The organism is Streptomyces sp. NPDC005494 (genome assembly GCF_042872025.1).
Classification (GTDB): Bacteria; Actinomycetota; Actinomycetes; order Streptomycetales; family Streptomycetaceae; genus Streptomyces.
Genome location: NZ_JBIAJR010000009.1, coordinates 328,617 through 344,305 on the forward strand (window position 1 = coordinate 328,617; position 15,689 = coordinate 344,305).

General features: G+C 70.7%; 15 protein-coding genes. 14 read left to right on the plus strand and 1 reads right to left on the minus strand.

The annotated features are described in order from the left end of the window. Positions 1–3 precede the first annotated feature (3 nt). The 12 genes from ACFYQ6_RS25960 to nusB all read left to right on the plus strand — a co-directional run bounded on the left by ACFYQ6_RS25960 (position 4) and on the right by nusB (position 13,121). Positions 4–300: a hypothetical protein gene (locus ACFYQ6_RS25960; protein WP_361574264.1), complete on the plus strand. Its 297-nt coding sequence runs from the start codon at positions 4–6 to the stop codon at positions 298–300. Beyond that, a complete protein-coding gene (gene alaS, locus ACFYQ6_RS25965) occupies positions 300–2,969 on the plus strand; it encodes an alanine--tRNA ligase (RefSeq protein ID WP_361574262.1) in 2,670 nt (889 codons plus the stop codon). The genes ACFYQ6_RS25960 and alaS overlap by 1 nt, the downstream gene beginning before the upstream one ends. An 8-nt stretch (positions 2,970–2,977) precedes the next feature. After that, positions 2,978–3,451, plus strand: a complete 474-nt coding sequence (ruvX, locus tag ACFYQ6_RS25970) for a Holliday junction resolvase RuvX (protein ID WP_361574929.1) — start codon at positions 2,978–2,980, stop codon at positions 3,449–3,451. Positions 3,452–3,551: 100 nt separating this feature from the next. Beyond that, positions 3,552–5,357: an endolytic transglycosylase MltG gene (mltG, locus tag ACFYQ6_RS25975; protein WP_388765145.1), complete on the plus strand. Its 1,806-nt coding sequence runs from the start codon at positions 3,552–3,554 to the stop codon at positions 5,355–5,357. Then, complete coding sequence (locus ACFYQ6_RS25980; protein ID WP_361574258.1) at positions 5,354–6,184, plus strand: shikimate dehydrogenase; 831 nt, start codon at positions 5,354–5,356, stop codon at positions 6,182–6,184. The genes mltG and ACFYQ6_RS25980 overlap by 4 nt, the downstream gene beginning before the upstream one ends. Before the next feature lie 494 nt (positions 6,185–6,678). After that, positions 6,679–7,863, plus strand: coding sequence for a chorismate synthase (gene aroC, locus ACFYQ6_RS25985; protein ID WP_361574256.1), 1,185 nt, complete (start codon positions 6,679–6,681; stop codon positions 7,861–7,863). Continuing rightward, positions 7,860–9,506, plus strand: a complete 1,647-nt coding sequence (gene aroB, locus ACFYQ6_RS25990) for a 3-dehydroquinate synthase (protein ID WP_388765148.1) — start codon at positions 7,860–7,862, stop codon at positions 9,504–9,506. The genes aroC and aroB overlap by 4 nt, the downstream gene beginning before the upstream one ends. Then, the gene (aroQ, locus tag ACFYQ6_RS25995; RefSeq protein WP_203185035.1) at positions 9,503–9,946 is read left to right on the plus strand and encodes a type II 3-dehydroquinate dehydratase; all 444 of its coding nucleotides are present in this window, start codon (positions 9,503–9,505) and stop codon (positions 9,944–9,946) included. The genes aroB and aroQ overlap by 4 nt, the downstream gene beginning before the upstream one ends. A gap of 107 nt (positions 9,947–10,053) precedes the next feature. Next, complete coding sequence (locus tag ACFYQ6_RS26000) at positions 10,054–10,893, plus strand: Pro-rich N-terminal domain-containing protein (protein ID WP_388765150.1); 840 nt, start codon at positions 10,054–10,056, stop codon at positions 10,891–10,893. Positions 10,894–10,962: 69 nt separating this feature from the next. Beyond that, positions 10,963–12,069 carry an aminopeptidase P family protein gene (locus tag ACFYQ6_RS26005; protein ID WP_361574250.1) on the plus strand — a complete coding sequence of 369 codons (1,107 nt, stop codon included), beginning with the start codon at positions 10,963–10,965 and terminating at the stop codon, positions 12,067–12,069. 51 nt (positions 12,070–12,120) lie between these two features. Continuing rightward, entirely contained in the window at positions 12,121–12,687 is a 567-nt protein-coding gene (gene efp / locus ACFYQ6_RS26010; RefSeq protein WP_311313502.1) for an elongation factor P, read from the plus strand. A 2-nt stretch (positions 12,688–12,689) separates the two neighbouring features. After that, positions 12,690–13,121: a transcription antitermination factor NusB gene (gene nusB, locus ACFYQ6_RS26015; protein WP_356739804.1), complete on the plus strand. Its 432-nt coding sequence runs from the start codon at positions 12,690–12,692 to the stop codon at positions 13,119–13,121. 154 nt (positions 13,122–13,275) lie between these two features. Here nusB and bldD read toward each other — a convergent pair whose 3' ends face one another. After that, positions 13,276–13,776 (minus strand): transcriptional regulator BldD, encoded by a 501-nt coding sequence (gene bldD / locus ACFYQ6_RS26020; RefSeq protein WP_014044812.1) that lies wholly within the window; start codon positions 13,774–13,776, stop codon positions 13,276–13,278. Positions 13,777–13,997: 221 nt separating this feature from the next. On the opposite strand from bldD, the gene pyrR reads away from it, so the two are divergent. Together pyrR and ACFYQ6_RS26030 are read left to right on the plus strand one after the other, a co-directional pair. Next, on the plus strand, positions 13,998–14,582 hold the full coding sequence (pyrR, locus tag ACFYQ6_RS26025; RefSeq protein ID WP_361574247.1) for a bifunctional pyr operon transcriptional regulator/uracil phosphoribosyltransferase PyrR: 585 nt from the start codon (positions 13,998–14,000) through the stop codon (positions 14,580–14,582). Between the two features lie 89 nt (positions 14,583–14,671). After that, positions 14,672–15,688 carry an aspartate carbamoyltransferase catalytic subunit gene (locus ACFYQ6_RS26030; RefSeq protein ID WP_361574245.1) on the plus strand — a complete coding sequence of 339 codons (1,017 nt, stop codon included), beginning with the start codon at positions 14,672–14,674 and terminating at the stop codon, positions 15,686–15,688. Position 15,689 lies beyond the last annotated feature (1 nt).

Genomic DNA, 15,689 nt, shown 5'->3' on the forward strand with positions numbered 1-15,689 from the left:
GCGATGTTCCGCCGTACGTTCTGGTTCACCGCCGGCGCAGCCGCCGGTGTCTGGGCCACCACCAAGGTCAACCGCAAGATCCGGCAGCTGACCCCCGAGAGCCTCGCGGCGCAGGCCGCCGACAAGGCGATCGAAGCGGGCCACAAGCTGAAGGACTTCGCCCTCGACGTCCGTGAGGGCATGGTCAGACGCGAGGCGGAACTGGGCGGGGCTCTCGGTATCGAGGCGCCTGCCGACCCCGGACTCGCCGCCCGTCGCGCACTTCCCTACAACTCGAACAACCGGAATGAGGACTACTGATGGAGTCGGCTGAAATTCGCCGCCGCTGGCTGAGCTTCTTCGAGGAGCGCGGTCACACCGTCGTGCCTTCGGCGTCGCTCATCGCGGACGACCCGACTCTGCTGCTGGTCCCCGCGGGCATGGTCCCCTTCAAGCCCTACTTCCTCGGTGAGGTCAAGCCGCCCGCGCCGCGCGTCACCAGCGTGCAGAAGTGCGTGCGTACGCCGGACATCGAAGAGGTCGGCAAGACGACCCGGCACGGCACGTTCTTCCAGATGTGCGGCAACTTCTCCTTCGGCGACTACTTCAAGGAAGGCGCCATCGAGTTCGCCTGGGCCGCTCTCACGAGCTCCGTGGCGGACGGCGGCTTCGGCCTCGACCCGGAGCGGCTGTGGATCACGGTCTACCTCGACGACGACGAGGCCGAGGCCATCTGGCGCGACAAGATCGGCGTCCCGGCCGAGCGCATCCAGCGCCTGGGCAAGAAGGACAACTTCTGGTCCATGGGCGTCCCCGGGCCCTGCGGCCCGTGCTCGGAGATCAACTACGACCGCGGTCCCGAGTTCGGCGTCGAGGGCGGCCCGGCCGTCAACGACGAGCGCTACGTGGAGATCTGGAACCTCGTCTTCATGCAGTACGTGCGGGGTGCCGGTGACGGCAAGGAGGACTTCCCGATCCTCGGGGACCTGCCGTCGAAGAACATCGACACCGGACTCGGTCTCGAGCGCCTCGCCATGATCCTGCAGGGCGTGCAGAACATGTACGAGACCGACACCCTGCGCGTCGTCATGGACAAGGCCACCGAGCTCACCGGCGTGCGTTACGGCGCCGAGCAGGGCTCCGACGTCTCCCTCCGGGTCGTCGCCGACCACATCCGCACGTCCGTCATGCTCATCGGCGACGGCGTCACCCCGGGCAACGAGGGCCGCGGCTACGTCCTGCGCCGCATCATGCGCCGCGCCATCCGCAACATGCGCCTGATGGGTGCCACCGGTCCCGTCGTGCGTGAGCTCGTCGACGTCGTCGTCGACACCATGGGCCAGCAGTACCCGGAGCTGATCACCGACCGCAAGCGCATCGAGACCGTCGCCCTCGCCGAGGAGGCCGCCTTCCTCAAGGCCCTCAAGGGCGGCACGAACATCCTCGACACCGCCGTCACCGAGACCAAGGCCGCCGGCGGCAAGGTCCTGGCCGGCGACAAGGCGTTCCTGCTCCACGACACCTGGGGCTTCCCGATCGACCTCACGCTGGAGATGGCCGCCGAACAGGGCCTCTCGGTGGACGAGGACGGTTTCCGCCGTCTGATGAAGGAGCAGCGGGAGCGCGCCAAGGCCGACGCCAAGGCCAAGAAGACCGGCCACGCCGACCTGTCCGCCTACCGTGAGGTCGCCGACAACGCGGGCGTCACGGAGTTCACCGGCTACGCCAGCATCGAGGGGGAGTCGAAGATCGTCGGCCTCCTCGTCGACGGCGTGCCCTCGCCCGCCGCCACCGAGGGCGACGAGGTCGAGGTCGTCCTCGACCGCACCCCGTTCTACGCCGAGGGCGGCGGCCAGCTCGCCGACCAGGGCCGGATCAAGCTCGACAGCGGTGCCGTCATCCAGGTCCGCGACGTGCAGCAGCCGGTTCCGGGCGTCTCCGTGCACAAGGGTTCGGTCCAGGTCGGAGAGGTGACGGTCGGGGCCTCCGCCTACGCCGCCATCGACAACACCCGCCGCCGTGCCATCGCCCGCGCCCACAGCGCCACGCACCTCACGCACCAGGCGCTGCGTGACGCCCTCGGCCCGACGGCCGCCCAGGCCGGTTCGGAGAACTCGCCCGGCCGCTTCCGCTTCGACTTCGGTTCGCCCGCCGCCGTCCCCGGCACGGTCCTCACCGACGTCGAGCAGAAGATCAACGAGGTCCTCTCCCGGGAGCTCGACGTCCAGGCCGAGGTCATGTCCATCGACGACGCCAGGAAGCAGGGCGCCATCGCGGAGTTCGGCGAGAAGTACGGCGAGCGGGTCCGCGTCGTGACCATCGGCGACTTCTCCAAGGAGCTGTGCGGCGGCACGCACGTCGGCAACACCGCCCAGCTGGGCCTGGTGAAGCTGCTCGGCGAGTCCTCCATCGGCTCCGGGGTGCGCCGCATCGAGGCCCTCGTCGGCGTCGACGCGTACAACTTCCTGGCCAAGGAGCACACGGTCGTCGCCCAGCTCCAGGAGCTGCTCAAGGGGCGCCCCGAGGAGCTCCCCGAGAAGATCTCCGGCATGCTCGGCAAGCTCAAGGACGCCGAGAAGGAGATCGAGAAGTTCCGCGCGGAGAAGGTCCTCGCCGCCGCCGCCGGGCTCGTGGAGTCCGCCAAGGACGTGCGGGGCGTCGCCCTGGTCACCGGGCAGGTTCCGGACGGCACCACGGCCGACGACCTGCGCAAGCTGGTCCTCGACGTCCGTGGGCGCATCCAGGGCGGCCGGCCGGCCGTCGTGGCCCTGTTCACTACGGCCAACGGCCGCCCGCTGACGGTGATCGCCACCAACGAGGCCGCCCGCGAGCGCGGCCTCAAGGCCGGTGACCTGGTGCGCACCGCCGCCAAGACCCTCGGTGGCGGAGGCGGCGGCAAGCCGGACGTCGCCCAGGGCGGCGGCCAGAACCCGGACGCCATCGGCGACGCCGTCGCCGCTGTCGAACGTCTCGTCACCGAGACGGCGTGACGCCGGAGATGCCGCAGATGCGCAGGGGGCGCCGACTCGCGATCGATGTCGGCGATGCCCGGATCGGGGTCGCCTCGTGCGACCCCGACGGGATCCTCGCCACGCCGGTGGAGACCGTGCCGGGACGTGACGTCCCGGCCGCCCACCGGCGGCTCGGCCAGATCGTCGAGGAGTACGAGCCGATCGAGGTCGTCGTCGGGCTTCCCCGCTCCCTCGGGGGCGGGGAGGGCCCGGCCGCCGCGAAGGTCCGTGCGTTCGCCCAGGTGTTCGCCCGTGCGATCGCGCCGATTCCTGTACGTCTCCTGGACGAGAGGATGACCACAGTGACGGCCACTCAAGGGCTACGCGCTTCGGGCGTGAAGTCCAAGAAGGGCCGGTCTGTCATCGACCAGGCTGCCGCTGTGGTGATCCTTCAGAACGCTCTGGAGTCCGAACGGGCGTCAGGCGTTGCTCCGGGCGAGGGCGTCGAAGTGGTTGTCTGATCGCGATACGGTAACGTTCCGCGCGATGCGCCGGTGTTCGAACAGACACCGCACAGCAAAGCGAAGAGACGGAGCGTCGTCTCGCGGCTCAAGGGGATCGATGACTGAGTATGGCCGGGGCCCCGGCTCCGAACCGTGGCATCCCGAGGACCCCTTGTACGGGGACCAGGGATGGGGAGGCCCTCAGGCCCCCCACGGCCAGGGCCAGTACGAAGGCCAGCAGCAGCCCTACGCGCAGGACCCGTACGCCCAGCAGGGCTACCAGCAGGACCCCTACGCCCAGCAGCATCAGCAGGACCCTTATGCGCGGCAGCAGCAGCCGCACCAGCAGGATCCCTACGCCCAGCAGCAGCACCAGCAGGATCCTTACGCCCAGCAGCAGCACCAGCAGCCGTACGACGGGCAGGACCCGTACGGGCAGCAGGGGCAACAGCCTCCCCAGCAGCCGCCCTACGACGGCGGCTGGGACACCGGCCAGCAGCCGGCGATGCCGTACGGGGCCGAGCCCTCGTACGGCAGCGCCGCCGGTGGCTACGGCGAGCAGCCCGACCACTACGGCACCCCCGATGCCTACCCCCCGCCGCAGCCTCCGGGGCGGCGCGAGCAGGCGGCCCAGCAGCAGAACCCGGACTGGGACCCGGAGGTGCAGCCGGAGGAGACGCATCCTTTCTTCACGGGCACCGACGAGCAGTCGCCGGAGCGCGGTTCCAGGTCGTCCAGGGGCTCCGGGGAGCCTGAGGGCGACCAGGGCCACGACGACGGGTACGACGACGACCCGCGGGAGAGCAGGCGGGGCGGCGGTGACCGCCGGGGCAAGGGCAAGAAGAAGAACCGCAGCGGCTGCGCCTGCCTGGTCGTCTCCGTGATCCTCGTCGGTGGCCTCGGGGGAGTGGGCTACTTCGGCTACTCCTACTACCAGAGCCAGTTCGGCGAGGCGCCCGACTACGCGGGCGGCGGCAGCGGCTCGGTGGAGGTCGAGATTCCCGAGGGCGCTTTCGGGAACGAGATCGCGAGCATCCTGAAGAAGGCCGGCGTCGTGAAATCGTCCGGCGCCTTCATTTCGGCACAGAACGGAAATCCCAAGGGGAAATCCATCCAGGCCGGTGTCTATCTCCTGAAGAAGGAGATGTCGGCGGACAGCGCCCTCGAAATGATGCTGGACCCCGCCAGCCAGAACGCGATGATCATCCCCGAGGGCACGAGCACCATCGATGTCTACAAGCGGATCGACAAGAAGCTGAAGCTGAAGGCCGGCACCACGGCCGGTGTCGCGAAGACGAAGGCGGAGAGCCTCGGGCTGCCCGAATGGGCGGACGACGACCCGGAGATCAAGGATCCGCTGGAAGGATTCCTCTTCCCGGCCGCCTACGCGGTCCCCGAGGGCTCCAAGCCCGAGGACGCGCTGAAGAAGATGGTGACCCGGGCCAAGAAGGAATACGCGAAACTCGATCTCGAGGAGAACGCGGAGAAACTGAATCTGGACTCTCCGCTCGACGTCATCACCGTGGCGAGCCTCGTCCAGAAAGAGGGCAAGTACAAACACGACTTCGACAAGGTCGCGAGGGTCGTGTACAACCGGCTCAAGCCCGACAATCTCGAAACGGTCGGCAGGCTCGAGTTCGACTCGACGATCAACTACATCCGGGCGGAGAGCACGCTGGACGTGGGGGCCGTCGACGATCTGCGGAAGATCGACGACCCGTACAACACGTACAGCGTCAAGGGGCTGCCGCTCGGCCCGATCTCCAATCCGGGCGCGGACGCACTGCACTCCGCGATCAGCCCCGCGTCGGGTCCCTGGTACTACTTCGTCTCCGTCACCGAGGACAAGACCCTGTTCGCCGTGACGAACGAGGAGCACGAGCGCAACCGCAGGCAGTACGAAGAGAACAAGGCAGACCAGTGAGCACCGCCCGTCGCGCCGCCGTACTCGGCTCGCCCATCGCCCATTCGCTCTCCCCCGACCTGCACCGGGCCGCTTACGCCGAGCTCGGGCTCGTCCACTGGTCCTACGACCGCTTCGAGGTCGACGAGGCCGGGCTCCCGGGCTTCGTCGAGGGCCTGGACCCCTCGTGGGCGGGCCTCTCCCTGACCATGCCGCTCAAGCGGGCGATCATCCCGCTGCTGGACGGGATCAGCGACACGGCGGCGGCGATCGAGACGGTCAACACGGTCGTCCTCACCGAGGACGGCCGACGGGTCGGCGACAACACCGACATCCCCGGCATGGTCGCGGCACTGCGCGAACGTGGCGTCGAGAAGGCCGAATCCGCCTCCGTCCTGGGCGCCGGAGCCACCGCGTCCTCGGCGCTGGCCGCCCTCGCCGAGATCTGCACCGGTCCGGTGACGGCCTACGTGCGCAGCGCCGCACGGGCCGACGAGATGCGCGGCTGGGGCGACCGTCTCGGGGTCGACGTGCGGATCGCGGACTGGGCCCGCGCCGAGGAGGCCCTGCACGCGCCTCTGGTCATCGCCACCACGCCGGCCGGCACCACGGACGCCCTGGCGGACGCCGTGCCCCAGGCCCCGGGAACGCTGTTCGACGTGCTGTACGAGCCCTGGCCGACGGCGCTGGCCTCCCGATGGTCGGCGACCGGAGGCGGGGTGGTCGGCGGCCTCGACCTGCTGGTGCACCAGGCCGTCCTCCAGGTGGAACAGATGACCGGGCGCGACGCCCCGCTCGCCGTCATGCGGGCGGCCGGCGAAGCGGCACTCGCGGCGCGCGGACGCTGAGGGCTGTCCCGTAATCCGTGGTGGATCAGCGCGCGGCGTCAGATGCGGTGCATCGCACGGCGGAGGGACGTCCGCATACTGGATGTACTCGGACGCTCCGACAACGCTGCCAGGTGCCGTAGCTGTCGTCGTGCGCCCGCCAGGGATTGCGGGACAGCCCTTGGGGCAGCTGCTCCTTCGGATCATGCCGGGCTCGCGGGCGCCGGCACCGCGAGGCGCGGTTGCGGCCGTCCGCCAGCTCCGTGCGGTCCTCGCGCAGACGGGCCGCCTCTCGACGACCGGGCCCGCGCGCCGTCACCCGTGTGAACTGCGGCCGGCGGTCCTCCTCGCCCTCCGGCCCCTCCCTGCACCCCGCTGAGACGCGGCCGAAACGTCCGTCTGCTGGACCGGCGGCGGGTCGGGCCTCCTGGTCGTGGGAGGATCGGAGGCGGCGGGCCAGGGCCGCGCACCCGGTCGCGCCGTTGCAGTTTCAGGCGCGAGCATGAGGAGCACCGTTGAGCAGGTTGCGCTGGCTGACCGCGGGGGAATCGCACGGCCCCGCACTGGTGGCGACGCTGGAGGGTCTTCCCGCCGGCATCCCGGTCACCACGGAGATGGTGGCGGACGCGCTCGCCCGGCGGCGGCTCGGTTACGGGCGCGGCGCGCGGATGAAGTTCGAGAAGGACGAGGTCACCTTCCTCGGTGGCGTCCGGCACGGCCTCACCATGGGCTCGCCCGTCGCCGTCATGGTGGGCAACACCGAGTGGCCCAAGTGGGAGCAGGTCATGTCGGCCGACCCGGTCGACCCGGAGGTGCTGGCCGCGCAGGCCCGTAACGCCCCGCTGACCCGCCCCCGGCCCGGTCACGCCGACCTGGCCGGTATGCAGAAGTACGGCTTCGACGAGGCCCGGCCCGTCCTGGAGCGCGCGAGCGCCCGTGAGACCGCCGCCCGTGTGGCCCTCGGCGCCGTCGCCCGCTCCTACCTCAAGGAGACCGCGGGCATCGAGATCGTCTCCCACGTCGTCGAGCTGGCAGCGGCCAAGGCGCCCTACGGCGTCTACCCCAAGCCCTCCGATGTGGAGCGGCTCGACGCCGACCCGGTGCGCTGCCTGGACGCGGACGCCTCGAAGGCGATGGTCGCGGAGATCGACCAGGCCCACAAGGACGGGGACACCCTCGGCGGGGTCGTCGAGGTGCTCGCGTACGGCGTCCCCGTCGGCCTCGGCTCGCACGTCCACTGGGACCGCAGGCTCGACGCCCGCCTCGCCGCCGCCCTGATGGGCATCCAGGCCATCAAGGGCGTCGAGGTCGGCGACGGCTTCGACCTGGCCCGGGTCCCCGGCTCGAAGGCGCACGACGAGATCGTGGCCACCGCCGACGGGATCAGGCGGACCTCCGGCCGCTCCGGTGGCACCGAGGGCGGACTGACCACCGGCGAGCTGCTGCGGGTCCGTGCCGCGATGAAGCCGATCGCCACCGTGCCCCGCGCGCTCGCCACGGTCGACGTCGTCACCGGTGAGGCCGCCAAGGCGCACCACCAGCGCTCCGACGTCTGCGCGGTCCCCGCCGCCGGGATCGTCGCCGAGGCGATGGTCGCGCTGGTCCTGGCCGACGCGGTCGCGGAGAAGTTCGGCGGCGACAGCGTCGCCGAGACCCACCGCAACGTGCAGTCCTACCTCTCCCACCTCCAGATCCGGTGAGCGGCCCGCTGATCGTCCTGGTCGGCCCGATGGGCGTCGGCAAGTCGACGGTGGGCGAGCTGCTCGCCGAGCGGCTCGGAACCAGCTACCGCGACACCGACGCGGACGTGGTGGCCACGACCGGCAAGCCGATCGCGGACATCTTCGTCGACGAGGGCGAGGAGCACTTCCGCGCCCTGGAGCGCCAGGCGGTACGGGACGCGCTCGCCGAACACCCGGGCGTCCTCGCGCTCGGGGGCGGTGCGGTGCTGGACGAGGAGACCCGTGGGCTGCTCGGCGGCCGGCGGGTCGTCTACCTGTCGATGGACGTGGACGAGGCGGTCAAGCGGGTCGGGCTGAACACCGCCCGCCCCCTGCTCGCCGTCAACCCACGACGGCAGTGGCGTGAACTCATGGACGCCAGGCGCCATCTGTACGAGGAAGTGGCCGCCGCGACCGTCGCGACCGACGAACGTACCCCCGAAGAGGTCGCCCAGGCGGTCCTCGACGCAACGGAACTGCCGGAGCGCGCGGTCCAGGCCGTGCCGCCCGGCCGGGAGAACACACGCATGAGCGAGCAGGGCACCACGCGCATCCAGATCGCCGGCACGGCAGGCACCGACCCGTACGAGGTGCTCGTGGGCCGCCAGCTCCTCGGCGAACTGCCCGGCCTCATCGGCGAGCGCGCGAAGCGGGTCGCCGTCCTGCACCCCGAGGCGCTCGCGGAGACGGGCGAGGCGGTCCGTGAGGACCTCGCCTCCCAGGGCTACGAGGCGATCGCCATCCAGCTGCCGAACGCCGAGGAGGCCAAGACCGTCGAGGTCGCCGCCTACTGCTGGAAGGCGCTGGGACAGACGGGCTTCACCCGCACCGATGTCATCGTCGGAGTCGGCGGCGGCGCCACCACCGACGTGGCGGGATTCGTCGCCGCGTCCTGGCTGCGGGGAGTGCGCTGGATCGCCGTGCCCACGACCGTGCTCGCCATGGTCGACGCGGCGGTCGGCGGCAAGACCGGCATCAACACGGCCGAGGGCAAGAACCTCGTCGGCGCCTTCCACCCGCCGGCCGGAGTGCTCTGCGACCTCGCCGCGCTGGACTCGCTGCCGGTCAACGACTACGTCTCCGGTATGGCCGAGATCATCAAGGCCGGCTTCATCGCCGACCCGGTCATCCTCGACCTCGTCGAGGCGGACCCCCAGGGCGCCCGTACGCCTGCCGGGCCCCACACCGCGGAGCTCATCGAGCGCTCCATCCGGGTCAAGGCCGAGGTCGTCTCCAGCGACCTCAAGGAGTCCGGCCTGCGGGAGATCCTCAACTACGGGCACACCCTGGCCCACGCCATCGAGAAGAACGAGCGCTACAAGTGGCGCCACGGCGCCGCCGTCTCCGTCGGCATGGTCTTCGCCGCCGAGCTGGGCCGGCTCGCCGGACGCCTCGACGACGCGACCGCCGACCGGCACCGGGCCGTTCTGGAGTCCGTCGGGCTGCCGCTCACCTACCGCGGTGACCAGTGGCCCAAGCTCCTGGAGAACATGAAGGTCGACAAGAAGTCCCGCGGGGACCTGCTGCGCTTCATCGTCCTCGACGGCATCGGCAAGCCCACCGTCCTGGAGGGCCCCGACCCGGCCGTCCTGCTCGCCGCCTACGGGGAGGTCTCCGCGTGACGGCCCGCAGGGTCTTCGTGCTCAACGGCCCGAACCTGGGCCGCCTCGGCTCCCGCGAGCCCGACGTCTACGGTGCGACGTCCTACGCCGGTCTCGTCGACACCTGCCAGGCCCTCGGCAAGGAGCTCGGCTTCGATGTCGACGTCCGCGAGACCAACGACGAGGGCGAACTGATCCGCTGGCTGCACGAGGCAGCGGACGGATCAATTCCGGTCGTTCTCAACCCGGGTGCGTTCACGCACTACTCGTACGGCATGCGGGACGCGGCAGCCCAGCGGACCGCCCCGCTGATCGAGGTGCACATCTCCAATCCGTACGCACGGGAGGAATTCCGCCACACCTCGGTGGTCGCTCCCGTGGCCACCGGCACCGTGGCAGGGTTCGGAATCGGCTCCTACCGGCTCGCCCTGCGCGCCCTGGCCGACGAACTGACGGACTGACACCGGGCACTTCGTGCCTTCCCCGCCCGTTCACAGCCTGGCGGCCGGGGAAGGTACGGTTGCCGTCGACCAGCGCCAGTAGCCTGCACGAGACGGAGTGGCACCGGATGCAGCAAGCAGTGGGGGCCCCGCTGCCGCCTCCCCAGGGTCCCGGGAACGGGCCGTGGACGCACCAGGCCCAGGCCCAGCACTCAGGCAGGCCAGGCCCGCAAGGGCCGCCCCTTCCTCCCCAGGCGCCCCTGACGCCGATGCCCCAGGCCCCTGTGACCCAGGCGCCCGCGACTCAGCACGCCCCGGTGCCGCCGTCCCCGGAGACCACCGGGCACGTCCAGCTGCCGCCGGGCGGTCCCGTACCGCTGCCGGCGCAGCCCGCCGAGCCGGGCACGGGAGCCGCGACCCTGGCCGTGCTCCTGATCGGCCCGGCCGGAGCGGGCAAGACCACCGTCGCCAAGCTCTGGGCCGGCCGTCGCCGGGTCCCGACCGCGCACGTCTCCCTGGACGACGTCCGCGAGTGGGTCTGTTCCGGCTTCGCCGACCCGCAGGCGGGATGGAACGACCACTCCGAGGCGCAGTACCGCCTGGCCCGGCGCACCTGCGGCTTCGCCGCCCGTAACTTCCTGGCCAACGGCATCTCCTGCATCCTCGACGACGCCGTCTTCCCCGACCGGCCCGTCGTCGGCCTCGGCGGCTGGAAGCGGCACGTCGGACCCGGGCTGCTGCCCGTCGTCCTCCTGCCCGGCCTGGAGGTCGTCCTGGAGCGCAACGCGGCCCGCAGCGGGAACCGCAGGCTCTCCGACGAGGAAGTGGCCCGGATCCACGGCCGGATGGCCGGCTGGTACGGCTCGGGCCTGCCGATCATCGACAATTCCACCTACGACGTCGAGACGACCGCCCGAGTGCTCGACGACGTCCTGGCCCGCTCCATAGCCAGCCCGCCGGCCTGGTAGCGCCGCTTCCGTTCCCGGTCGGGTGCGCTGACCGGGCGGGCGGCCACCGGCGCTCGTAGGCTCGAAAACATGTCAGAGGTGTACGCCGTCCGACGCGGGCTGCTGCGCGACCGGTACGCCGCCGCCGGGTCGGCGGCAGCCCTGGTCTCCCGTCCCGCCAACGTCCGTTATCTGGCGGGCGGAGCCCCGCCGGGCGCCGTGCTGCTGCTCGGGGCGCGCGAGGACGTCCTGCTCTGCCCCCGCGCCCCGAGCGGCGACCCCTCCCACGGGCGCCCCGACGAGCAGCTGCGGGTGGACGTACTGCCCGATCCCGCCGGTGACCCCGTCGTCGCCGCTGCCGGACTGGCCCTCTCGGCGGACACGGAGTCGCTCGCCGTCGAGGAACACGACCTCACCGTCGCCCGGCACCGCGCCATGCTCTCCGTCGCCCCTCATCTGCGCCTGGCCGACCTCGGCCACACCGTGGAACAGCTGCGGATCGTCAAGGACGAGGAGGAGATCGCCTGCCTCCGGATCGCCGCCGAGATCACCGACCAGGCTCTCGGCGAGCTCCTGGAATCGATCCTGGTGGGCCGTACGGAGCGCCACCTCGCCCTGGAGCTGGAGCGCCGGCTCGTCGACCACGGTGCGGACGGTCCGGCGTTCCCCACATCCGTCGGGACCGGGCCCCACTCGGGCCTGGGCCGCCACCGGCCCTCGGACCGGAGGGTCGAGGAGGGGGATTTCCTTTCCGTGTGCCTCGGGGCGAACTACCGCGGATACCGCTGCGAGATCGGCCGGACGTTCGTCATCGGGACCAGCCCCGCGGACTGGCAGATCGAGCTCTACGACCTCGTTTTCGCCGCTCAGAGGGGTGCACGGGAGGCTCTCGTGCCCGGAGCCGCCTACCGTGACGTCGACCGCGCAGCCCGCCATCTCCTGGACTCGGCGGGCCACTCGGACGGCCTTCCGCCCAGCACCGGGCACGGCGTCGGGCTCGAAATCGACGAGGACCCGCAGTTGGCACCGACAGCCATGGGTAAACTGGACGCTTGTGTGCCGGTCACCGTCGAACCGGGGGTCCACCTCCCGGGCCGGGGCGGTGTCCGGATCGATGACACGCTCGTCGTGCGCCCCGAGGCGGACGGCGGACCCGAGCTACTCACCATTACGACCAAGGAGCTGCTCGCGCTCTAGCGCGCGTTCGTTGGTTGTCCACCAGCTTTCAGTCCAGGAGATTCCGCAACCGTGGCTTCCACGAACGACCTCAAGAACGGCCTGGTGCTCAAGCTCGACGGAGGCCAGCTCTGGTCCGTCGTCGAGTTCCAGCACGTCAAGCCCGGCAAGGGCCCCGCCTTCGTGCGCACCAAGCTCAAGAACGTGCTCTCCGGCAAGGTCGTCGACAAGACGTTCAACGCCGGTGTGAAGGTCGAAACGGCCACCATCGACCGCCGGGACATGCAGTTCTCGTACATGGACGGCGAGTACTTCGTCTTCATGGACATGGACACGTACGACCAGCTCATGGTCGACCGCAAGGCCGTCGGCGACGCCGCCAACTTCCTGATCGAGGGCTTCACCGCCTCGGTCGCCCAGCACGAGGGCGAGGTGCTGTACGTCGAGCTGCCCGCCGCGGTCGAGCTGACCATCCAGCACACCGACCCGGGCGTCCAGGGTGACCGCTCCACCGGTGGCACCAAGCCCGCCACCCTGGAGACCGGCTACGAGATCGGCGTCCCGCTCTTCATCACCACCGGCGAGAAGATCAAGGTCGACACCCGCTCGGGCGACTACCTCGGCCGGGTGAACAGCTAACCGTGGCTGCCCGGAACAAGGCCCGCAAGCGCGCCTTCCAGATCCTTTTCGAGGCCGACCAGCGCGGCGAGTCCGTGCAGACGGTCCTCGCGGACTGGGTACGGCTCTCGCGGACCGACGACCGTCAGCCGCCGGTCGGTGAATTCACGATGGAGCTGGTCGAGGGGTACGCGCAGTACGCGGACCGTATCGACGACCTCATCGTCACCTACGCCGTCGACTGGGAGATCGACCGCATGCCGGTCGTCGACCGGAGCATCCTGCGGCTCGGCGCGTACGAGCTGATCTGGATGGACTCCACCCCGGACGCCGTGGTGATCGACGAGGCGGTCCAGCTCGCCAAGGAGTTCTCCACGGACGACTCCCCGGCCTTCGTGAACGGCCTGCTGGCCCGGTTCAAGGACCTCAAGCCGAACCTCCGCCGGGATCAGTGATCCTGGCGGCGTCGAGCCGGACGAAGGGCCCACGGTCATGGACCGTGGGCCCTTCGGCGTCCTTCCGGGCGGATGAGTGACGGCACGAAAAAGCCGGCCCGGCGGGGTCCTCGGGACCCCGCCGGGCCGGCGGCACGTCGAACGCGAGAGCTGCTCAGCCCTCTTCGTGGGCGACGGCGCGACGCGCGTCGGCGTCCAGCACACCCCAGCTGATCAGCTGCTCCGTGAGCACGGACGGCGACTGGTCGTAGATCACGGCCAGGGTGCGGAGGTCGTCCTGGCGGATCGAGAGCACCTTGCCGTTGTAGTCGCCGCGCTGGCTCTGGATCGTCGCGGCGTAACGCTGCAGCGGTCCGGCCTTCTCCGGCGGCACGTGGGCGAGGCGCTCGAGGTCGAGGACCAGCTTCGGCGGCGGCTCGGCGGCACCGCCGGGGGTCGTGCCGGGCAGGAGCTCCTGCACCGGAACGCCGTAGAAGTCGGCCAGCTCGGCAAGGCGCTGCACGGTCACGGCGCGGTCGCCGCGCTCGTAGGAACCGACCACGACGGCCTTCCAGCGGCCCTGCGACTTCTCCTCCACGCCGTGGAGGGAGAGGCCCTGCTGGGTGCGGATGGCGCGGAGCTTGGCCCCGAGCTGCTTTGCGTATTCGCTGGACATAAGGCTCCCCGGACGCTGGAACATTCTGCGGCTGGGCCGCGTGGCTGGTAACTCACTGTGAGGTTACGCAGCGTTACTTGGCTGCGTCAAGCCGAAAGGTCCGGACTGCCACCTCCTGGGGGTGGGTCCGGGGCCTCACACAAGCCCTGGTAACGTGGATGACGCAATTTCGACGTCCTTTAACGTCCGTCCAGTGAGGCGGAGAAGGAGGTCCGTTTCTTATGGACGCACAGCATGACCGGACCGGCAATGCGGCACGCCCCGTTCTCGAGGCTCCCGACATCGCCCGGGTTCTGACCCGTATCGCCCACGAGATCGTCGAACGCGCCAAGGGCGCCGACGACGTGGTGCTGCTCGGCATCCCGACCCGCGGGGTCTTCCTCGCCCGCCGGCTCGCCGGAAAGCTCGAAGAAATCACCGGCCGAAAGACGCCGGTCGGGTCGCTCGACATCACGATGTACCGCGACGACCTGCGCATGCGCCCCGCGCGTGCCCTGGGGCGTACTGAGATCCCCGGTGAGGGCATCGAGGACCGGCTGGTCGTCCTGGTCGACGACGTGCTCTTCTCCGGCCGCACGATCCGAGCCGCGCTCGACGCCCTCGGCGACATCGGCAGGCCCCGTGCCGTACAGCTCGCGGTCCTCGTCGACCGCGGCCACCGCGAACTCCCGATCCGTGCCGACTACGTCGGCAAGAACCTCCCCACGTCGCTGCGGGAGACGGTCAGGGTCCAGCTCGCCGAGGAGGACGGCCGCGACGCCGTGCTGCTCGGTGTCAAGCAGACCGTCCCGGCAGGCGAGCAGTAGCCGCATCACCTCCCGTGCGCCCCACCGGCCGCACGGCTGCTCCGGCACGCCCGCCTGCCTGATCCCTCCACCCTTCACGGAGACCCCAGATGCTGCGCCCTCCCGGGGGAAGCCCCCGGACCCCCCGTCACCTCATCTCCGCCGCAGATCTCACCCGCGACGACGCCGTCCTGATCCTCGACACCGCCGAGGAGATGGCCCGGGTCGCCGACCGGCCGATCAAGAAGCTCCCCACCCTGCGTGGACGCACGGTCGTCAACCTGTTCTTCGAGGACTCGACGAGGACCCGCATCTCGTTCGAGGCCGCCGCCAAGCGCCTCTCCGCCGACGTCATCAACTTCTCCGCGAAGGGCTCGTCCGTCTCCAAGGGCGAGTCGCTCAAGGACACCGCCCTGACCCTGGAGGCCATGGGCGCCGACGCCGTCGTCATCCGGCACGGAGCCTCCGGCGCCCCGTACCGCCTCGCGACCTCCGGCTGGATCGACAGCGCCGTCGTCAACGCCGGTGACGGCACCCACGAGCACCCCACCCAGGCCCTGCTGGACGCCTTCACGATGCGCCGCAGGCTGGTCGGGACCGACGCCGGGATCGGCCGGGACCTCGAGGGCCGCCGGATCACGATCGTCGGTGACGTCCTGCACAGCCGGGTGGCCCGCTCCAACGTCCACCTGCTGCACACGCTCGGCGCGCACGTCACCCTGGTGGCCCCGCCCACCCTCGTGCCGGTCGGCGTCGAGCAGTGGCCCTGCGACGTCAGCTACCGCCTCGACGACGTGCTCCCGAAGTCGGACGCGGTCATGATGCTGCGTGTGCAGCGCGAGCGGATGAACGCCGCCTACTTCCCGACCGAGCGCGAGTACTCCCGCCGCTACGGCCTGAACGGCGACCGCATGGCGCGGATGCCCGAGCACGCCATCGTGATGCACCCCGGCCCCATGGTCCGCGGCATGGAGATCACGGCCGAGGTGGCCGACTCCGACCGCTGCACGGCCGTCGAACAGGTCGCGAACGGCGTCTCCACCCGCATGGCCGTCCTGTACCTGCTCCTGGGCGGCTCCGAGACCGCCCTGCCCTCCGCGTCCGCCCGTACCGAGGAGAACAAGTAAT